Here is a 20,283-nt window from a genome sequence, read left to right as displayed (position 1 = left end):
CACGTCCGCTTACTCGCGGACTACGTACGTGTAAAAGCGAGTACGGCCGTTTTCCCGCTCCTGGAAAACGCCCTGTACTTCATAGTTGAACCCCGGGAAACGATTGAACGATTCCTGGAAAGCCATGAAATAGTCCAGCATCGGTTGCGCGCGTTCATCCCACCGTTCACCGGGCAGCACGACACCGATACCCGGTGGATAGATCAGCGCGTGCGTGGCGGAGATGCGGCCACGCGCCTGATCGAGCGGCACATACTCGACGTCGTTCGCGACCAGAGACTCGTAAGCGGCCTCAGGCGGCATCGCCAGTTCGGGGAAACTCGACGCGCGAAAGCAGAGCCGCTGCAGTTCCTTCACGTTGGCTTCACGGTAAAAGCCGTGCATTTCGTTGCATACCTGGCGCAGCGAGTAGTCGGCATAGCGCGCGCCGTGCGCCGAGCACAAGGACGGCAGCACTTCGGCCAGCGGGGCATCGCGGTCCCAAAGATTCTTGAACCTGACGAGTCTCGCGATCAGCGAATTCAGCTTGCTTTCGTCCTCCGCCGGCGTCATCAGGAACAGCACGCTGTTCAGGTCGCATTTCTCCGGAACGATGCCTTCCTCGCGCAGATAGTTCGCAACCACGGCCGCCGGTACGCCGAAGTCGAGATACTCTCCCGTCGTCCGGTCGATGCCCGGCGTCAGCAGCGTGAGCTTGTTCGGGTCGACCATCGCATAGCCATCGGCATAGCCTGCATAGCCGTGCCATCGCGCTTCGGGGTGGAACGCCCAGCATTGCTGCTCGCGCGTGATCACGTCGGTCGGCAACGACTCCCATGCAGCGTTCTCGACGTCCGTCGTAAAACGCGAATTGCGAATCGTGACGGCATCGGGCACGAAAGGATCGAAGAACCACTGCTCTTCCTTGCTCTTGCCGGTTGCCGCATAGTAATGAACGAACTCACGAATCTTCTTGCGAGCCTCGATCCCCAGTGCGATGCAACCGTCCCACAGCATCTCTCCCGCCTTCCCTTCATGGACCTTCGCATTGACATCGATGGAGGCAAACAGCGGATAGAACGGAGAAGTACTGGCGTGAATCAGGAATGACTCATTGAACCGCCTGTGCTCGATGAAGCGCTTCTGGCCGCGAATATGTTCGTCGCGCTTGTGAATCTGCGACGCTTGTGAAAAGCCAGCGCCTTGCTTGTGCACGGATTGCGTCGAGAACAGTCCCGGCATCTGCGGTGTCAGTTGCTTGATCCGCATCGGGCTGTGATCTTCGAACAGCGGGTGAAATGCGTTGTAGCCGATCCATGCCTCGTCCCACAGCACGTAGTCGCACAGGTGGCCAATTTTGTCCAGCACCTTTTGCACGTTGTAGATCGTGCCGTCATAGGTCGCGAGCTGGATACAGGCGAGACGGAACGGCCGCTCCGCCCTGCTGCGCTCGGGATCCTTCACGAGCGGGTTTGAGCGGATCTGTCTGCGCAGCCAGTCTTCGTCCCATGCTTCCCAGTCCACGGCGCCGATCATCCCGAACGGATTGCGCGCGGTCGGCAGAAACACCGGAATGGCGCCCGCCTGCAGAAGCGCGCCCTGATGCACCGACTTGTGGTTGTTCCGGTCGAACAGCACGAGGTCGCCCCGCCGAAGCACCGCACCGGTGACGATCTTGTTCGAGGTGCTGGTGCCGTTGAGAACGAAATAGGTCTGGTCCGCGCCGAACACTTCGGCTGCGTGGCGCTCGGCATCGGCCGCCGGGCCTTCGTGAATCAGCAGGTCGCCGAGATCCACATCGGCGTTGCACAGGTCGTTACGGAAGATGCTTTCGCCGAAATACTTGAAGAATAGCTGTCCCGCGGGCGACTTCCGATAAAACTGTCCACCCTGGTGTCCCGGGCAGTCGAATGCGATATTGGCTTCGCCATCGTAGGCGACGAGTCCACCGAAGAAAGGCGGCAGAAGGCTCATGCCGTACTTGACGAAGCTGGCCACGACCTGCTTCGCGTAAAAGGCCGGGGTCTGCTGGCCGAGGTAAATATAGCCGTCGACTTCGCCGAGGCCGCCGGCAACGACAAGGTCGGAGACGCGATGCTTGTTGGCCAGCGCCCACAGCGGGGTATGAAAGCCTAGCGAGCGAACGCCAACCGCGAGATTGCGCGCGTCCTCCATTTGCTTCCCATCAACGCCGACGATATACGCGCCAACGTCGGCATCCTCGTTCAGATCGCGAACCGGATTGTCCGTCATTTCGACATGGATGCCCGCGCGGGCGATGTGATCGAGCAGTTCTTTCGTTGCCTCGTTACCCGGATCAACGACCGCGACCACCTTCAGCATCTTATGAAACGGAATCGGTACGGTCGGAGCCTTCACGGAACGCGGGATCATGATCAGTCTCCTCTACGCAATTTGATTAAAGCATCAGAAGGCAAGCTCCGATTGATGCAGATCAATTGCATCCCGGACGTATTGGCGTGCCGCCGGCAGACATCGCCGCGGCATCGTCATCCGACTTTTCAGGTGGACGTGCCCGCAGCGGAGAAACGTCCCAGTGCCGTCGCGCTCGAACTCACGGCGCCCGGCTCGGCTTCATGCAAGAACGCCTCGATCACGTCATCGACGCCGACGTGGCGTCCCAATTCGCCGACCTGCTGCTCCAGTCCCTCCGCGCGCAGAATGTCCCGCGCACTGCCGTGGGCGGCGAGAATCCGCAGGCGCATCCCGCGTTTGGCCAGATCGGCGTGCATCGTCGCCAGCATGCGCGCGCCGGCGATATCCACTGCGGGAGAACTCGACAGGTCGCATATCACGAGTCTGATCGGCGCCGTACTCGAGCGGATCCTGTCCCACACCGATGCGCGCACATGTTCACTGTTGAAGTAAAGCAGCGACGCTTCGACACGGAAGATCAGCACACCCGGCACGGCTTCGTTCTCAGGATGACGCTCGATATCCGAGTACCGGGTCGTGCCCGGGATGCGTCCGAGCATGGCCACGTGCGGATGCGCGGCGCGTCTGATCAGCAGCAACATCGACGCGAGCACCGCGAAAATCACCCCCTTGAGGATGCCCAGCATCAACACAGCGGCAAACGCGACCATCGACACCGGGAACTCGTAACGACTCACGCGCCACACATGCCGCAATTCGCGAATGTCGATAAGGCCCTTGACCGCCACGAGCACGATGGCGGCCAGTACGACGTTGGGCAGGTTGGTGAGCAGGCCAGTCAGGAACATCAGGCACAGGCCGATCGCAATTGATGCGAACACCAGCGCAAGCGGCGTTTTCGCGCCGGCCTTGTCGTTCACCGACGACTGCGACAACCCGCCCGCCACCGGATAACCGCGAAACAGGCCTGCGGCGAGGTTGGCCGCGCCGATACCCAACAGCTCCTGGCGCGCATCGATTTCATAGCCGTTCTTCTGCGCGATGGCCCGCGCCGCCGATACGCTTTCCACATACGAGAGCAGCAAACAGGCGAACGCCAGCGGCACGATTCCGTCCACATCGCGCACCCGCAGCGGAGGAAACTGAAAGTCTGGCAATCCACGCGGCAATGCGCCAACGACCTTGAAGCCCATCTGGCCGAGTGGTGTCAGCGAAAGCAGGACGATCGACAACACTACGACGAACAGTGCGACCGGCCGACCTGGCAAGAACTCCTCGCCCAGGACCAGCAGGGCCAGTGCGCCGACGCCAAAGGCAAGCACGACGAGATGCGTGTCGGGCAGTTGCCCGGCAAGAACCGCGATCCGCTCGAAAAACTGTTCGCCGCCTCCCTTGACGCCGAACAGTTTGGGCAGTTGCGTAAGTGCGATGGTGAGCGCGGCGCCGGCCTTGAAACCCAGCAGGATCGTCTCGCTGATGAAGTTGACGAGCGAGCTTAGCCGCAGAAGCCACGCGATCACGCACATCAGCGCGATCAGTATTGCGGTCAACGCCGCGATCGATGCGAACCGGACGGGGTCGCCTCCGGCCATGTCCGCGACCGTCACCCCAACCAGCATCGAAATGGCCGATGTCGGACCAATGGCCAACTGACGCGACGAGCCGAACAGCGCGTAGAAGAAGCCGCCCACCAGATAGCAATAGATACCGTACTGCGGTGGCAAGCCGGCCAGCGTCGCATAGGCGAGAGATACCGGGATACCATACGCCGCCAGCGTCACGCCCGCGACGACGTCCGAAGAAAGCCACTGCAACTGATAGGCGGGCAGCCACTGCGCCGGTGGAAAAAGCGCGCGCCAGCCTCGGCTGGACGCCCTGTCGTCGACTTCGACGATGGAAACCTGTTCATCCGCCATCGCCCTCTCCTTGTTCGGCAGTGGTGAAACACATCGGCCCCAGGCCCGCGGCGATCTCACATCGAGCGGATCCAACGCCACCGTGCGTAGGTCTTCAAGGTAGTGCCGGGCTTGCCCGTCCGCCCCCCGAAGGAAGCGGCGTCATGGCCGGATTTGTCCCGTCAGGGCTCGCGAGTGATGCCGCGTCTGTATTCACGATGGCCGGCATCAGAATGAAGTCCCGTTCCGGCTCGGGCATTCTTTCGATCGCGTGCAGCGTCACCCTCGTGGTCCAGCACACGTCGGACGGGGTGGACGACTCCGGGTGCGCCGAATACGACTGATACCGGTCGAGATTGACTGGATCGGCATCCAGCTCAATGACGATCTCGCTCGACAGTACGTCGACTGCCGCCGAATATTGTTGCGGGGTTGGCAACCTCACCGGCACGCCAGACGCACTACTCACGAGAACCTGATAAACAAGCCGCAGATAGAGTTCCGCATCCGCGTCCGACATCTGGGCAAGCGTGATCCGATTCATCGCAGCATTGATATCGACGAGGCCAAAGCAGTTGACCGGAACGAATTCGTCGAGCAGGTGGGTGAACAATTGCAGGTAGGTCAGCCGGTCTTCAGGTGTCAAACGCGCGAGCCCGCTCGACATCACCGCTTCACGTTTGCCCTCGTCGACAAACATCTGTTCGAGCGCATGGACGCCACCGGGGATGCGCCGTTCAATGACTGGGTCGTTCTCGACCTTCTGCAGCCATGCAGCAACGATGCGCGCTTTCGCCGAGCCACGCGCACTTCCGTATTGGTCCAGCGCGTCGCTTAGATCCGGGCCGCCCAACCATGATGGAGCGAACACGGTTGGCGCATCGTCTGGCAACGGATTATCAAGATTCTGATGAATGGCCGCGCCCGCGGCCAGCGAAACAAGCAGCGCAAGCGATCCTGAGAACCGCAGCGCGTTCCTCTGCGCGGCTCGGAAGTATCTACGGATCACTTCGATTCTCCAACAAAAGATACGGCGACCCAGCCCGCGCAACTCGCGAGCAAAGTTGTTTCCGCACCGCGTTCAACGACGACGCAGAGCCGCCAACGCCAATCGGCGTGACGCATGCGTCGCTGGGGCGTCTATTCCTGGGTCGTCGCCTGTATGCGGCCCTCGCGAATCGCGCGAACGAAATCGCGATAGTCCTGCCTGTTCTGCGAGCTGTAATCCGTCGCGAACTCGGTGATTGCATCGTCGAAGGTCTGTCCCGAGCCCATGTAGCCGGCGATCATCGCCGCGTCACCGGAACGCGCGTGCGCGCGCGCCAGCGCGTGTGCGCACATGCGCGCGTACTGCCGGAGCATGCCCGGATCGAGCGCTTCGATCAGCACGGAAATTTTCATGTCGCGAAGCTGACGGACATAAAAATCGCGGCCGTTCTGCCCACGAGTCCAGCCGAGAAAGACATCGCTGGCGGACTGCATAATGCGCTGTCCGGCAATCACGCGCTGACCGTGATTAGGGTGTAGGCTCTTGCCAGCATAGGGCTCGAGCACCGACGCTTTGGCTTCCTTCACCTGCAGGAACAACGGATCGTTGTCGCTCGCCATGAACAACCCGACGCCGCACATCGTGCCGACACTGCCGACCCCGACCACCTTGATTGCCATATCGACGAAATGAAACCGCTCGAACACGACGCGCACATGTTCGGCGAGACTCTCGCGGTATGACGCGATCGCTTCCGAATACCCCTTCGCGAGACCGGGAGCCATTTCTTCGGTTGGATGAAAGATCAGCGGCGGCTCATCCTTGATCCGGGGCTGAGCGCCCTCCTCCGAGACCAGCTTCGGATACAGATGATCGGGAACGGTCTTGCGCCGCTCCACTTCGATTCTCTGCTCGATCCGCTTGCGCGCGGCTTCGACGACGGCGGGATCGCCCGATCGATCCTGATACTTTTGCAAATCGATTTTGTCGTACCAGACATCGAGAACCCGCATGAACGCGTAGTCATGCATCCGCTCCCGGTATTCGCGCACGAGATCGACGACGATGCGCGCCGTTTCGCTGTGCGGCAATTCCAGATGCTCCGCCGCAATCACGACGCTTCCCGCGAGCCGTTTCAGATCCCATTCGAATGGGGCCGGCAGCGTCTCGTCCAGGTCGTTGATGTCGAAGATGACGTTACGCTCCGGCGTCGCAAAGCCGCCGAAGTTCATCAGGTGTGCGTCGCCACATGCCTGCACGCGCAGACCGCTGGTGGGCGTCGTCGCCAGATCCGCCGCCATCACGGCGGCTGCACCACGATAGAACGCAAACGGCGATGCCGCCATTCGACCGAAGCGAAGCGGGATCAAGTTCGGCAGGCGGCCCTCATTGGAGATCTCCAGCAGCTCGACTGGATCCCTGCGTTGCTCAGGTGATTTCCAGCCGGCCTGGGACGATCGGGAAATCGAATCGCGTATCGCCCGGCCTTGCGCGGACCTCTGTTCCGGCGTTAGATACCCAGCCGCCGGTGCGCGTTTTCCGTTTGCTGATTTGCGTGACACGGCTTTATCCATGATCTCTCCGGAAAGACGCGATGCGCCCTTATACCGCTGGGACCTCAAGCTCAAGATACGCATATGACCGGCCACGAATTTGATGCAGGTCAACGTTGTGTGGTCACGCGCTTTGTGGACTGATTCGGCGGAGTGATCCCGTGCAGCTGATACGCATTCGATCTCGTTGAATTTCGTCATTTCGCTTCGCTCATAAACGCGCGAAACTGGTCCTCGACCGCGACGATCGCGTTCGCACAGGTCCAATACATCACGCTCGCGTTGCCGTCGATGCGGTACATGCCGCGGCACATCGCTTTCAGCTGAATCAGCGCGTGATCTTCGTCGAGCCGTCCCTTCAGCGCCGCGAGATACACGAAGCCGAACGAATGAGGCAACGCGGTTTCGATCAGCGTATCGTCAGCGCGGACGATGCGGCTCGCGGAATGCGTGGCGACGAACGCGCGCGTGCGTACCCATGCCGACTCGCAATCGACCGTCGGTTCGCAACGCACAGAGGCCTGTTGACGCGCCTCGAACAGCGCGACTTCCTCGCGGCGGAAGGCCGCCTCGCGCGCGGTGCTCGCGCATCCGGCAACGAGCACCAGACATAGGATCGACACCAAGATCCAGCACGCGGCGCGCTTCATGACCGCGCCGGTGTCGGTGTGGCCGCCGAACCAATGCATTTATCGATCTCTCTGAGTTTGCTGCTCATCGGGTTTCCAGTCTTTGTCGCGTCTGAACCCGGCCAACCGCAACTCGTGTGCAGCGAACTCGACATCGACGACCGCGTCGCGTCCCGTGACGATCGCTTCCCGGGTGTCTCCAAACATAGCGGGTCGTCGCGCATGAAGACTGATCCTGATCAAACATGCCATTGACGGCGATCAAGCGATGCCACTACCACGCGTCTACGCTTGCGATGAATACGGCCCCGGCCACATCCACACTACCCGGCGAGGACGACCTTGAGACCCGCCCTGATCGTTTCGATTCTGTTCGCGCTGCTCTGCATGTCAGGATGCGGGGGCGACATGGTGCCGGCTGCCGATCGCGAAGTCGCTGTGGCCTTTGCCGACGTGCTGGATCTCTACAACGAACGACTCGAACTGACGGAGCAAGCCGTCTTGCTCGCGCGCAAGCATCTGTCGCCGGATGCGCCGGCGCTCGCGCAGATAGGTAGGTCGCGCACGGCGGTCGCGGATCTGCATGCGTCGTCAGCCCTGCTCGACTCGCCCGCTTCGTTCGAACGCTTCGATGTCGCGCAACGCGATCTGACCGACGCGTTCTCGCAACTGCTGATCGCATGCGAGGGCATCCGCCGTCTGAAAGCGAGCCCGGCGTTCCGCGCGCTGCAGTCGCGGCTCGCCTCGTCCGCGGGGCGGATCGCCTTCGCGCGCGAGCGCTACGATGAAGCGGCCCGGCGCTACAACGCAGCGCGTCACCGTTTTCCGTTCGCCCTCGCGGACATGCTTCATCCCACCCAGGATAGGCCCGCTTTCGCGGCTCCGGACGGAACGCCTGTGCATCGTCATCCGCGCACCGACTTCGACGCGTTGCGCGGGTCGCTGCGCGTCGAGTCGCAACGCTTTCGACCGCGAGCCTGAACTCCGTGCTACACCAGCCACTCCATCTCGCGGCGCGCCGCCATTCTCGATCTGATCTTCTGCGCGAACGCGTCGCGCTTGACGCCGTCTTTGCATCGATACAGGTCGCTGCCGGTAAACACGCAGGTCGCAAGCGGCACCTTGCCCGCCGCCTCAGACATCTGCTTCAGCGCCTCTTTGCCGCCGAACGCGCCCTCGCAGCAAAACAGCGCGAGCCGGCGAACCTGCGGGCCGTGCAATTCCAGCCACGCCCGAGCTGGCGCGCACGCGCCGCGTGCCCAGACGGGCGCGCCAACGACGACGAGGTCATACGCTGCGACGTCGAGCAACGCCGGCATGACCTCGGCGTGTCGATGACACAGCGCATCCATCAACGATCTGACGAAACCGCGTGCACCGTTACGCGGCTGCGGACCGCCGCGTTCGCGGATCGGTTCGATGTCGGCGTCCAGCCCGGACGCGAGCAGCTCGGCATCACGCCGCGTTGTGCCGGTTCGCGAGTAATAGACGATGAGAATCCTGCAACGCTCGGACATATGCTTTCTCCGACAGCGGACATTGGGCACCTCATCCGCCAATTGAGCGTCATGCGCTGCGAACGTGCCGGCTCGCGATGCGATGACGCTCGATCAAGATTCGACTTGCGGGCGGTGGTGTCAGAGTAATTGAGCTCGGCCGGCAGCGATTGACCCACGTCAACTGGCGTGCGGCATCCGCGTGCTTGATCTGAGTCAACAGTCGCGCCGGGCTGGACCATAGACTAAATATCACCACGGGTTGCGCCCGTTTCCACACGGTCTGTCAGGGAGCCTTGACGATGAGCTACAAAAGCATTCTCGTTCACCTCGACACGAGCGTTCGCGCGCATCCGCGTCTCGAGATCGCATTGCAGCTGGCACACCGGTTTCACGCGCGGCTGATCGGTCTGTTTTCGACCTATGTGCCACCGCGCCACGCGTTCTTCGTCATGGCCGGCACTGCCGAGTACTACGCGGAGCACGAGCGCCAGCGCCACGAAAGGGCTGGCTCGCTCGAGCGGCTCTTTCATGCCGAGCTCGCGCGCGCAAAGGTCGAAGGTCAGTGGATCACCGCAGACGGCTATGCGAACGACATTGTGCCGCCATACGCCCGTCTCGCCGACCTGATCGTACTCGGACAGACTGATCCGGTCGACCCCGAGGCGTTCGTCGCAGAACAGTTCGTCGAGCACGTCGTGCTGTCGACGGGACGGCCGGTATTGCTGGTGCCGTCGAGCGGGCGCGTCACGCCGCCGGGTCGGCACGTGCTGATCGCGTGGGACGGCAGCCGTGAAGCCACCCGCGCGATCCACGACGCGCTGCCTTTCCTCACGCATGCCGCGAAGGTGTCGCTGCTGACGGTCCATTCGCCCAGCGATCAACCGCCGCGCGATCGGATTCCCGGCGCGAACATCGGGCTGACCATTGCGCGTCACGGCGTGAAGATCGACGTGCGAGAGCTGACCATCGAAAACGACACGCCGGTCGGCGATGCTTTGCTGTCGCAGGCGTCGGAGCTCGGCTGCGACCTCATCGTGATGGGCGCGTACGCACACTCCCGCCTGCACGAGGTCGTGCTGGGAGGCACAACGCGCACGATGCTCGAGTCGATGACCGTGCCAGTGCTGTTGTCGCACTGAAGATCGCGCTTCTGGAGACCATTATGTTTCACCGCCTACTGGTCGCGCTCGACGGCAGCGATACCGCCTCTCGAGCCTTCGATGCCGCATTGACCCTCGCCGCCGAGTCCGACGCCGAACTGATGCCGCTGTATGTGATCGATATGCCCATCATGGCGTACGAAACGCCCGGTTTCGATCCGTCCGTGATCGAGGACGCCTTCATCGAAGAAGGCCAGCGGATCGCGACCGACGCGAAGAGCAGGCTGGCAGCGCACGGCGTCAAGGGCACGCCACGCACCGTGGAAGCCTCGATCCGCGGCGAAGACGTCGCGAAGCGCATCGTCGCGGCGGCGCTCGAGTGGAACGCCGATGCCATCGTGATGGGCACGCACGGCCGCCGCGGCTTTCGGCGCGTCATGCTCGGCAGCGTCGCCGAGCGCGTGCTGCGCAGCGCCCGCTGCCCGGTCCTGTTGATTCAGGCCCGTGCGGTCGTTGAACCCGACGATCAGTCCGTCACCGCGTCCGCCGAAAAGGAGCTGACATGAGCTACAAGACCCTGCTCGTTCATATCGACGACAGCCGTCGCTGCGACGCGCGCGTCGCGCTCGCGCTCGATCTTGCGCAGCGTTGGGACGCACACCTGATCGGTTTGTATGTCGTGTGCGAGGACTTCGCGAAACCGCTGTTCGGCAACGACGATGGTTTCGTCGCCCAGCTCGCCGCACTGTCGGCCGATCGCCGTGAGACGGCTCAGCAGGCATTTCTAGCCGCGGCCGAGCGCGCCGGCCGCACAGCGGAATGGCGCACGCCGGATGGCTCGCCGGTCGATGTGACCACACTTCATGCGCGGCACGCCGACCTGCTGGTGCTCGGCCAACCCGACCCGCACGATCCCGCGACTTACGTCGATCGGCATTTCGTCGGCGAGGTCGTGCTGGGCGCGGGGCGACCCGCGCTCGTGATCCCGCACGCGGGTGCGGTGCCGACGCTTGGCGAGAACGTGTTGATCGCGTGGGACGGCAGCCGCGAAGCCTCACGAGCGATCGCCGACGCGATGCCGCTACTTCAACGCGCGCGCTTTGTCAGCGTCGACGTCGTCGGGCCCACGCATGACCGTGAAAGCGGACCCAGCGCGATCGACGTCGCAGCATGGCTCGAAGCGCACGGCGTGCGCGCGTCGTTCTCGACGACGCCGCGCCTTGGCGTCGCGGGCACGGGCGCGACGCTGCTCAACCGGGTCTCGGACCTGCACGCCGATCTGCTGGTGATGGGTGCGTATGGCCATTCGCGTGCGCGTGAACGCGTGTGGGGCGGCGTCACGCGGACGATGCTCGAATCGATGACGGTGCCGGTGTTGATGGCGCATTGAGCGGCGCCTGAGCTAAATGAGCGCTGCGGGACGGCGCAGGTGTGGAGGATAAAGGGCAACCGGGCCAATGCGGGCGCCGTCCCCGCGAACCGCTTACTACGGATTATTCACGGCATGGGGCGATGGCGCGAGGCCACGTCCTTCAGGAGACGCTGAATAACACTGCGCGCCCTGCGATGGCGAGCACGCTTGGACCGACGCCGTGCACAAATGGCGCGTACTGCTTGCTGTGGAAGGCGGATAATAGTCGTGTTCCCAATCGGTAGACAGTCGAAGGCAACGGCGGATATGTTTCCCTTGCAATCGATGCAACAGAAAGAGATCGCCTCATGATCAAAGTGTTGCTAGCCGACGACCACACGCTCGTGCGCGAGGGGCTGCGCCATATCCTCCAGCAGGCAAACGGCTTTGAAGTAGCCGGCGAAGCGTGCGACAGCGCCACGACGATCGCGCTGATCCGCGCGACGCATGCGCACGTGCTCGTGCTCGATCTGTCGATGCCCGGGCGCAATGGCATCGAACTGATCAAGCAGATCAAGGAGGAAAAACCCGATCTGCGGATTCTGGTACTGACGATGCACGCCGAGCAGCAATACGCGGTGCGCGCGTTCAAGGCGGGCGCGTCCGGCTATGTGACCAAGGAAAGCGCGAGCGCGGAACTGGTCGGCGCGGTGACGAAAGCTGCGTCAGGGGGCGTCTATGTGAGTCTCGCGATGGCCGAACGCTTCGCGCAGAATCTGAACGAGCCTGTCGACACGCTGCCGCACCAGCGGTTGTCCGATCGCGAATTTGACGTGTTCCGGCGCCTCGTCGAAGGCCAGAGCATCAGCGAGATCGCCAACGAACTCTGCGTCAGCGTTAAGACGATCAGCACACACAAGACGCGCATCCTCGAAAAAATGCAGATGCCGAACGAGAACGGGCTGGTTCGCTATGCGATCCGCCATAAGCTGTTCGACGACGGAACCGACCTGTAGCAACCTTACTCCTACGTGCTCACAGAGCGACCTCCTGTCATCAGGAATATTCCAACACCGACTACCTCGATTCCTGGTCTCGCTTAAAGCGCCGCTGATACATATTTGCGATAACGTCGCCAATACAGGTTGATGTGGACACCGCCACGTTAGCCACCTCCTCGAACTATTTCTCAGACATCGGAGTTCGAGTTCGCCTCTCCCGACCCGAAGCGCGCATTCGCCTCGCAAGGTCAAATGGCCCAATCCCGCTTCTCAAGAGTCAATGCGCACGTCCATGCCGAGCTTGGCGCCCACGAGCAAGAGCGAGTGCCCATGTTGTTGCGGGCATCGCCGAGATACGCGTAGCTGATCTGCCTGAGCGGCTTGTCGGAATGCTCGCGCATGGTGAGCACGTCGGCGAGCATCTGCGTGGGGTGGTATTCGTCGGTCAGGCCGTTGAACACGGGCACGCCCTCGAATCTAGCCAGCTCTTCGACGATCTCCTGACTGAAGCCGCTATATTCGATCGCGTCGTACATGCGGCCCAGCACGCGCGCCGTGTCCTTCATGCTCTCCTGGCGCCCGATCTGTGAAGAGTGCGGATCGATAGCCTCGCCAAAGTCTAGCGAATGCTACGGGATTGTTCGGGTTCGCTCCTCTATTACAGCGAGACGCCGAGCGAAATCGTCCAGCGCGGCAATTTCAGCGTATCGGAATCAAGCCCACTTCTGGATTTAGCAAGCTACACACGAAAGCATTGGCACGTGCAAACCTATCGAGCGTTAGACATAACGAGGACGTTCGAGAGAAGCCCCCTGCGGAAAAACCGGGTCCGTTCAAAAACAATCAGTTCCTGTCGTAAACGACATCAATTGATGAGCTCCACATAGGCACTGCTGTGGAGAAACTCATTTCGTTTCCGGAAAATTAATCAAATAGCTCTGCTTTGGTTGGATTCCAAAGTGAAAATAACGCCTCGGCGCCGGCCCGAACGTTGCCAAAATCAACGAAGGGCGGCTCGGTCCAAACGCGCACGTGGTCGCCATCGACCCCACCACACATCACTCGTATTTCCCGCTGAAAAACGTTGACGGACACCCGGTGTTGCGCGTAATGGCATCCGGATGAGGTCTTTTGGAGATGCGAAGAGACAGGCGTGGCTGACTCGCAAAGATCCGCGTCGACCGATGATGCCCGCGCATGACCACGAATACCGCGCGACTATTGCGCCCCGGCGCGGGGAGGACAACTTGAAGGTGCGTTTATCTCCGGCGAAGCCAGCGCTGCCCGTCGTCCTCGCATATCGTGGGCAACGCAAGGCCGCTCAAGCCGGCCACGAGGTCGACACGCTGTGGGCACTCGCCAGGCAGATCGCTGAACTCAAGGGCACGACGCTTGCTGGCGAGTTCAATACGGATGAAGCATATCCCGCGCATCGCTACCTGGTTCCGGACGATACGCTGACGCTGGCGGAAGCGCGCAAGCTCGGCGTGCGATCCGAGCGCGATCTGTTCGGCGGCGTCGTGCCGTTTCCGTTCGTCGCGACGAAGCTGATCGCACACGCGGTGCCCGACGACGCAGAGGCTTCGCCCCCTGGCTGGTCGCGCCTCTTCGGCAAGCGCACTGCTTCGCTGGTTCTGCCGGGTTATTCCGCGTTTTCACGCGACACTGCCTGCAGCGCGGCGCGCATGCTCTGGCCGGAGGGCCGTGTGCGGATCAAGCGCCCTTACGGAATCGGCGGAGCGGGACAGGCACTGGTCGCCGATATGGACGAACTGGAAGCGGAACTCGACGCGCTGGGCGACGCGGCGCTGCGAGCTGAAGGCATCGTCGTGGAACGGCATCTGGACAGCATTGAAACGTTGAGCGTCGGTCAGGTGACGCTCGACGATCTGGTAGCGAGTTACTATGGCGTGCAGCATCTGACTGTCAACAACCATGGCCACCACGTCTACGGCGGCACAGACCTGGTCGTCGTGCATGGCGGGTTCGAAATGCTTGCGGGGCTTGATGTGACAAGCGATATCCATGAGGCGATCATCAAGGCGCGCGCATTCGATGCCGCCGTGCAAAACGACTATGCCGGGTTTTTCGCATCGAGACGCAATTATGACGTCGCCTGGGGCATCGATGCGCAAGGGGTGCGGCATTGCGGTGTGCTCGAGCAGTCGTGGCGGGTCGGCGGCGCAACGGGCGCCGAGATTGGCGCGTTGCGCATGTTCAGGGCGGACCCTCAGGTGTATGCGGTGCGCGCCTCGACACGTGAGTTTTACGGAGACGACGTGCAGGTGCCGGAAGGCGCGTGCCTCATCTATCGGGGTGTCGATGCGCAGGCGGGCGCCATCACGAAGTACTACACGGTGGATCGCCATACCTTGAAACGGAGCAGTGGCATATGACGGCTGAGCGTTATGGTGTGCAGATCAAGGTCGAGCACGGCTACCTCGACGGGACCCTGCTCGCACCGAAGACAACGGTGCCGGGCGTTCTTTTCGTGCACGGCTGGGGCGGCAATCAGGAGCAGTATCTCGAACGCGCCCGGCAGGCGTCGGCATTCGGCTGCGTCTGCCTGACCTTCGATCTGACGGGACATGGGCGCACGGCGGACGAACAGCGAAACGTGACCCGGGAAACCAATCTGCAGGACCTGCTTGCCGCATACGACGCGCTCGTTGCGCATCCATTGATCGACCGCGATGCGGTTGCCGTGATTGGCAGCAGCTACGGAGGCTATCTCGCGGCGATCCTGACGGAACTGCGCCCCGTGCGCTGGCTGGGTCTGCGCGTGCCGGCACTTTACCTCGATGAAGGCTGGCATACGCCGAAGCGCGCCCTGCATGTCGAACATGATCTCGTCACGTATCGCAAACGCATCGTGCCATCGTCGGATAACCGCGCGTTGCGCGCGGCTGCCCGCTTTGGCGGCGATGTTCTGCTCGTCGAATCGGAACATGACGAGATCGTGCCGCACCCCGCGATCGCCAGCTATCTGCAGGCCTTTCTGTGCGCGCACTCGCTTACGTACCGGATCATCGAGGGCGCGGATCATGGGCTATCGGACGATTCCAGCCAACGGGCGTATACGACGCTCGTCGTGAACTGGTTATCGGAGATGATCGCGGGCCGGCGCGCAGGCGACTGCGGGGCCGCGCCCGAACAGATGAGAACATAGCCCCAACCCCGTCGATAACCAGAATCAGCTTTGCAACGCGCTTTAACGAGTGCGACAGCGGCGGTCTGAGGCAAGGATTCCGCTCAATCCAGTGCATTCGCGTGGTCGGCTGCATGATCGCGAAGTGACAAATTTGCCGTCGCAACTGTGATACTTTCAATGCGTTCTACGTCTCGTGCGGGCCAGGAAGCCGACGTTCGCAGATCCCACCCGAGTGACCGGACCTGGCCGACTGCCGCCCGATGGGGTCGGCTACAGCCGACCCCATCGGGCGGCAGTAGCGGTCTCGCGAAAGCGGTCGTTCGCCAGGTCGTTCCGGAGTGTGTCGCGAGCAGTCGAACAAACTTGCTCCGGAACGGTCATTCAGAGGTGACGGCGCGGCGTTGGAACGTGGCCGCGCATACGTAGCTGCACTGCTCCTACGCGGCGCGAACGTAGAGCCCCAGCGCTATAAACCACCCGATGGGTGGCAGCGCCAGGAGCCAACGGAAATCCGACTGCAACGCAAAATTCACGGCGCTCATCAATACCAACGTGAGTGCGCCGGTCAGCGCGAGCGCAGCTGTCATCCCCCGGGTACGCAGAGGCATCACCTTCCATCCCAGGTAGGCGATGAGCACTCCCGTACCGGCCATGAAGCCGCCCATGACGGTGAAGACCTTGGCAAGCCATGCCGCCAGTCGGGGCGCCGCCCCATACAGAACCTGCGCATCGACTCCCATGTAGCGCAGGTCCTCTGGCAGCAGTGCCGGACGGACGAAGATGAAGTACAGGCCCAAGCCAATGTGCCACAGACCGCACGAAACGACGAGCCATTCGGCCAGACGGCGACGGACAAGCCTTGACATCAATCCACCTTTACCGCCCGCAAACGCAGCGCGTTCGTAATGACGCTCACCGACGAGAGCGCCATCGCTGCCGCGGCGACGACCGGCGACAGCAGCAAACCGAAGAACGGGTAGAGCACGCCGGCCGCCAGCGGGATGCCGGCTACGTTGTAGGCAAAGGACAGGAACAGGTTCTGGCGGATGTTCCGCATCGTTGCCAGGGAGAGCGTCCTCGCGCGCACAATGCCCATCAGGTCGCCCTTGAGCAGCGTGATACCAGCGCTCTCCATCGCGACATCCGTTCCCGTGCCCATCGCGACGCCGACCGTGGCCTGCGCCAGGGCCGGTGCATCGTTCACCCCGTCGCCGGCCATCGCGACGATTCGGCCCTCGGACTGCAGGCGCTTGACGACGGCCGCCTTGTCTTCGGGGAATACCTCCGCCACCACCTCATCGATGCCGAGCTGACGTCCAACGGCCTCCGCCGTGGTCTTGCCGTCACCCGTCAGCATCACCACGCGGACGCCAGCACTCTGCAGGGCCTTCAGCGCCTGCGGCGTCGTCGCCTTGATGGGGTCGGCAATGGCCACGAATCCAGCCAATTGCCCGCTCACGCCGACGAAGATGACGGTCGCCGCCCGCTGGCGCTGGGCCTCGGCGGATGCAGCGAGGCTTGAAGTCTCGATGCCCTGCTCTGACAGGAATTTGGCGCTGCCCGAGACGACCTCTCGACCGTCCACCACGCCGATGACGCCCTTGCCGACGGGCGAATCGAAGTCAGTCACCAGCGACAGAGGAAGCTTGCGTTCCTGGGCGTCCATCACAATGGCCATTGCCAACGGATGCTCGCTGGCACGCTCGACGCTCGCCAGCTTCTGGAGCACATCGTCCGCGACGAACCCGCCGGCCGGCTCCACGTGAACCACCTTGGGCCGGCCTTCGGTCAAGGTCCCCGTCTTGTCGACCACCAGCGTGTCGATCTTCTCCATCTTCTCCAGCGCTTCGGCGTCGCGAATGAGAACGCCGTGTTGCGCCCCTTTGCCGACGGCAACCATGATGGACATCGGCGTCGCCAGACCGAGCGCACACGGGCACGCGATGATGAGGACCGCCACCGCGGTGATGAGCGCGTAGCTGAACGCTGGGGATGGCCCCCAGACGAGCCACGCTGCAAATGTGAGAAGCGCCACCAGGATGACGACCGGCACGAACCAGCCGGCCACGTGGTCGGCCGTCCGCTGAATGGGCGCCCGGCTGCGCTGCGCCGCAGCCACCATGTACACGATTTGCGACAGCAGCGTGTCGGCGCCGACCTTTTCTGCACGCATGACGAAGCTGCCGGTCTGGTTCAGCGTGCCGGCCGTCACCGTGGACCCGACCGTCTTGGCGATCGGAATCGGCTCGCCCGTCACCATCGATTCGTCGAGATTGGTCTTGCCGTCCGTCAGTTGGCCGTCGACCGGCACCTTCTCGCCGGGCCGCACGCGCAGCAAGTCTCCGACCTGGATGGCTTCGACCTCGACGGTCGCGTCGCTGCCGTCGGCATTCACCTTCACGGCTGTCTTGGGTGCGAGTCCAAGCAGGGCCTTGATGGCCCCGGAAGTCTTCTCGCGCGCCCTGAGTTCCAGAACCTGCCCCACAAGTACCAGCACCGTGATGACGGCGGCGGCTTCGAAGTACACCGCGACGGCGCCGTCTTCGCTCCGCAGCGCCGCAGGAAACTGTCCAGGCGCCAGCGTCGCGACGATGCTGTAGAGCCACGCCGTGCCGGTGCCCAGCGCGATGAGGGTGAACATGTTGAGGCTGCGGTTCCTCACGGAGGCGACCGCGCGAGTGAAGAACGGCCAGCCTGCCCAGAGGACGACCGGTGTTCCGAGCAGCAATTGGACCCAGTTCGACGTTTGCTGCGCAATGAGATGGTGGATATTGAAAAGGTGCCCGCCCATCTCGAGCGCGAAGACTGGCAGCGTCAGTGTTGTGCCAATCCAGAATCGGCGCGTCATATCGCGCAGTTCGGGGCTCTCACCCGTCTCTGCCGTAGCCAGCACCGGCTCCAGCGCCATGCCGCAGATGGGGCAGTTGCCAGGTCCCATCTGCCGCACCTGCGGATGCATCGGGCACGTGTACTCGACCTGGCTTTGGTCGCCCGCAGGCGCCGGCTTCATCGACGCCAGCGCCTGCGCATGGTGCTCGTGATGCGCGTGTCCTGCACCCTGCATCACCGTGCCGTCCGGCATCACGTGGGTAGCATGCGCCGAGTGTTCGAGATGTGCCGTGGAAATCTTTGCTCTTGGGTTGGTGCCAGCCACGGAGGTCGGGCGGGCGTGCTCGTGCCCCGAATGGTTGTGGCGCTCCGAGCTCGATGAGGGCATGAGGGACTCCTATTCCTGTTCGCAGTTTCGCATTCCCCGACGCATGGGAAGGTCAAGTGCACTCAATTTTAGTGGGTGCTGATGACAGAGGCGCAATCCGGAAGCCTAGTCCGACCAGGCAAGCCCAGCAGGCCCAGAACAATGCCCGCTCCCACCAAAGCGGTGGCCCATCTCGACTCTCAAGCCTGTAGTTCAGGCTCATGCCGAAGCCATTGACGATGAGGCCGACAGCCAGAAGCGGCACCGCGTATTCGCCCAGCCATGGAGGCAATATCAACGCCAGGCCGGCACCCAGGACGATGGCGCCAACGCCGGAAGTCAGTTCCGCCGCCTTGGCTACGCCGGTCTCGCGACCACCCCGGCGCATCTCAACCCTGCTTGTCTTTCTCGCCGGCCTGCTGGTGACTGTCGTGCCCGCCGCCATGACTGCCGTCACCGCCATGGTGATGACCGAACAGATGCATCAGCGGGCATGCCAGAAGAATGAGGTACGGAATCGCTTGGCCGACGTGCGTAAGGTGCTCGGTGAGCAGGTAGTAGATGCCGATGGCACCCGGCGCGAGCATGAAGATGCCGAGCGGCGAGCGCCAGCGCGATGGAGGGGGGGGTTCTGGTTCATGGTCTGAGCCGGTTTGCAAATCAGTGACTGTTGACGGGACGGGCACCATTCCGGCCGAACTTGGGAGTGAACCGTGGTGTCACGGCAGCATAGTCGAGCCAGGCTTGCCCGAATGCCTGCTCGGATTCACGTTCCTCCGTGATGGACAGACGCACGTACATCGCGACCAGCACCGGAAAAATCGCCAGCGTGAGCAGTGTCGGCCACTGCAGCAGGAAGCCGAACATGATGGCGACGAAGCCAATGTATTGCGGATGACGAACCCATCGGTAGGGGCCCGCCGTCGCAAGGTGATGACGCCGCTGAGCGTGGTAGAGGACGTGCCAAGACTTCGATAGCAGCGTGAAGCCTGCGAAGATGAATACGAAGCTCAGCAGGTGCAGGACACCGAAGTGCGGGTTGCCCTGACGGCCGGTCAACAGCCACCAGAGGTGTCCAGCCTCGTGACCGAAGAGGTTCACGCCGGGGAACTTCGAACCCAACCAGCCGGACAACAGGTAGATCGTGAGCGGGAATCCGTACATCTCGGCGAACAGCGCCACGATGAAGGCGCTGTAGGCGCCGAAACTGCGCCAGTCGCGGAGGTTCACCGGCTTGAAGAAGCTATAGGCGAACCCAATGAAAATCAGCGAATTGACGACGACGAGACCCCAGAGCCCGTAGTCATTGCCGGCGTTGTTCATCGTTGCTACTCCTCGTCGAGCCGTGATGATGGCCGCCGCCGCGATGCATGAACACATGCATCAACGGGCAGGCAAGGACGAGCATGAACGGCAGCGCGCCCAGCAAGTGCGCCGTGTGCTCGGTCAGCAGGTAGAAGCCGATAACGGCGCAAGCGACCAGCAGCGCCAGTCCAGCGCGTGAACGCCAGAACGATGGCGTCTCGTGATGATCGTGGTCCATG

The 20,283-nt window shown here is 62.5% G+C and carries 18 protein-coding genes and 1 pseudogene; 7 read left to right on the top strand and 12 right to left on the bottom strand.

Annotated elements, in window-relative coordinates:
- Positions 1-9: 9 nt before the first annotated feature.
- The 5 genes from speC to GCT19_RS22525 form a co-directional block, all read right to left on the bottom strand.
- The gene (gene speC, locus GCT19_RS22545; RefSeq protein WP_152853167.1) at positions 10-2,373 is read right to left on the bottom strand and encodes an ornithine decarboxylase; all 2,364 of its coding nucleotides are present in this window, start codon (positions 2,371-2,373) and stop codon (positions 10-12) included.
- A gap of 128 nt (positions 2,374-2,501) precedes the next feature.
- On the bottom strand, positions 2,502-4,292 hold the full coding sequence (locus tag GCT19_RS22540; RefSeq protein ID WP_018432978.1) for a SulP family inorganic anion transporter: 1,791 nt from the start codon (positions 4,290-4,292) through the stop codon (positions 2,502-2,504).
- A gap of 94 nt (positions 4,293-4,386) precedes the next feature.
- Positions 4,387-5,280 carry a hypothetical protein gene (locus tag GCT19_RS22535; protein ID WP_018432977.1) on the bottom strand — a complete coding sequence of 298 codons (894 nt, stop codon included), beginning with the start codon at positions 5,278-5,280 and terminating at the stop codon, positions 4,387-4,389.
- 131 nt (positions 5,281-5,411) lie between these two features.
- Positions 5,412-6,833 (bottom strand): DUF2252 domain-containing protein, encoded by a 1,422-nt coding sequence (locus GCT19_RS22530; RefSeq protein WP_026228193.1) that lies wholly within the window; start codon positions 6,831-6,833, stop codon positions 5,412-5,414.
- Positions 6,834-7,009: 176 nt separating this feature from the next.
- A complete protein-coding gene (locus GCT19_RS22525; RefSeq protein WP_018432975.1) occupies positions 7,010-7,501 on the bottom strand; it encodes a hypothetical protein in 492 nt (163 codons plus the stop codon).
- A gap of 282 nt (positions 7,502-7,783) precedes the next feature.
- On the opposite strand from GCT19_RS22525, the gene GCT19_RS22520 reads away from it, so the two are divergent.
- Positions 7,784-8,422 (top strand): LemA family protein, encoded by a 639-nt coding sequence (locus GCT19_RS22520; protein ID WP_035490405.1) that lies wholly within the window; start codon positions 7,784-7,786, stop codon positions 8,420-8,422.
- An 8-nt stretch (positions 8,423-8,430) separates the two neighbouring features.
- On the opposite strand, the gene GCT19_RS22515 is transcribed toward GCT19_RS22520, so the two are convergent.
- Positions 8,431-8,958: a flavodoxin family protein gene (locus tag GCT19_RS22515; protein WP_018432972.1), complete on the bottom strand. Its 528-nt coding sequence runs from the start codon at positions 8,956-8,958 to the stop codon at positions 8,431-8,433.
- Positions 8,959-9,239: 281 nt separating this feature from the next.
- On the opposite strand from GCT19_RS22515, the gene GCT19_RS22510 reads away from it, so the two are divergent.
- From GCT19_RS22510 to GCT19_RS22495, 4 genes are all read left to right on the top strand, one after another.
- Positions 9,240-10,079, top strand: a complete 840-nt coding sequence (locus GCT19_RS22510) for a universal stress protein (protein ID WP_018432971.1) — start codon at positions 9,240-9,242, stop codon at positions 10,077-10,079.
- Positions 10,080-10,102: 23 nt separating this feature from the next.
- The gene (locus GCT19_RS22505; protein WP_018432970.1) at positions 10,103-10,606 is read left to right on the top strand and encodes a universal stress protein; all 504 of its coding nucleotides are present in this window, start codon (positions 10,103-10,105) and stop codon (positions 10,604-10,606) included.
- On the top strand, positions 10,603-11,430 hold the full coding sequence (locus GCT19_RS22500; protein WP_018432969.1) for a universal stress protein: 828 nt from the start codon (positions 10,603-10,605) through the stop codon (positions 11,428-11,430). The genes GCT19_RS22505 and GCT19_RS22500 overlap by 4 nt, the downstream gene beginning before the upstream one ends.
- Before the next feature lie 329 nt (positions 11,431-11,759).
- Entirely contained in the window at positions 11,760-12,407 is a 648-nt protein-coding gene (locus GCT19_RS22495) for a response regulator (RefSeq protein ID WP_018432968.1), read from the top strand.
- A 264-nt stretch (positions 12,408-12,671) separates the two neighbouring features.
- Here GCT19_RS22495 and GCT19_RS22490 read toward each other — a convergent pair.
- Positions 12,672-12,997: pseudogene (locus tag GCT19_RS22490) on the bottom strand (ornithine carbamoyltransferase); the annotation flags it as partial.
- A gap of 579 nt (positions 12,998-13,576) precedes the next feature.
- On the opposite strand from GCT19_RS22490, the gene GCT19_RS22485 reads away from it, so the two are divergent.
- On the top strand, positions 13,577-14,788 hold the full coding sequence (locus tag GCT19_RS22485; protein WP_018432967.1) for a DUF3182 family protein: 1,212 nt from the start codon (positions 13,577-13,579) through the stop codon (positions 14,786-14,788).
- Entirely contained in the window at positions 14,785-15,561 is a 777-nt protein-coding gene (locus tag GCT19_RS22480; RefSeq protein WP_018432966.1) for an alpha/beta hydrolase family protein, read from the top strand. The genes GCT19_RS22485 and GCT19_RS22480 overlap by 4 nt, the downstream gene beginning before the upstream one ends.
- A 419-nt stretch (positions 15,562-15,980) precedes the next feature.
- Here the strand turns inward: GCT19_RS22480 and GCT19_RS22475 are convergent, their stop codons facing one another.
- The 5 genes from GCT19_RS22475 to GCT19_RS22455 all read right to left on the bottom strand — a co-directional run bounded on the left by GCT19_RS22475 (position 15,981) and on the right by GCT19_RS22455 (position 20,282).
- On the bottom strand, positions 15,981-16,409 hold the full coding sequence (locus GCT19_RS22475) for a hypothetical protein (RefSeq protein WP_018432965.1): 429 nt from the start codon (positions 16,407-16,409) through the stop codon (positions 15,981-15,983).
- Positions 16,409-18,625 (bottom strand): copper-transporting P-type ATPase, encoded by a 2,217-nt coding sequence (locus GCT19_RS22470; protein WP_152853179.1) that lies wholly within the window; start codon positions 18,623-18,625, stop codon positions 16,409-16,411. Before GCT19_RS22470 ends, GCT19_RS22475 begins: the two co-directional genes overlap by 1 nt.
- Positions 18,626-19,128: 503 nt before the next feature.
- On the bottom strand, positions 19,129-19,326 hold the full coding sequence (locus GCT19_RS22465; protein ID WP_018432963.1) for a DUF2933 domain-containing protein: 198 nt from the start codon (positions 19,324-19,326) through the stop codon (positions 19,129-19,131).
- A 73-nt stretch (positions 19,327-19,399) separates the two neighbouring features.
- Entirely contained in the window at positions 19,400-20,062 is a 663-nt protein-coding gene (locus GCT19_RS22460) for a methyltransferase family protein (RefSeq protein ID WP_018432962.1), read from the bottom strand.
- On the bottom strand, positions 20,043-20,282 hold the full coding sequence (locus GCT19_RS22455) for a DUF2933 domain-containing protein (protein WP_018432961.1): 240 nt from the start codon (positions 20,280-20,282) through the stop codon (positions 20,043-20,045). Before GCT19_RS22455 ends, GCT19_RS22460 begins: the two co-directional genes overlap by 20 nt.
- Position 20,283: the final 1 nt, after the last annotated feature.

The sequence above is a fragment of the Paraburkholderia atlantica genome (genome assembly GCF_009362785.1).
GTDB classification, from domain to species: domain Bacteria; phylum Pseudomonadota; class Gammaproteobacteria; order Burkholderiales; family Burkholderiaceae; genus Paraburkholderia; species Paraburkholderia atlantica.
The sequence above is the reverse complement of the archived record's forward strand: the minus strand, read 5'-3'. Positions and strand labels throughout refer to the sequence as shown.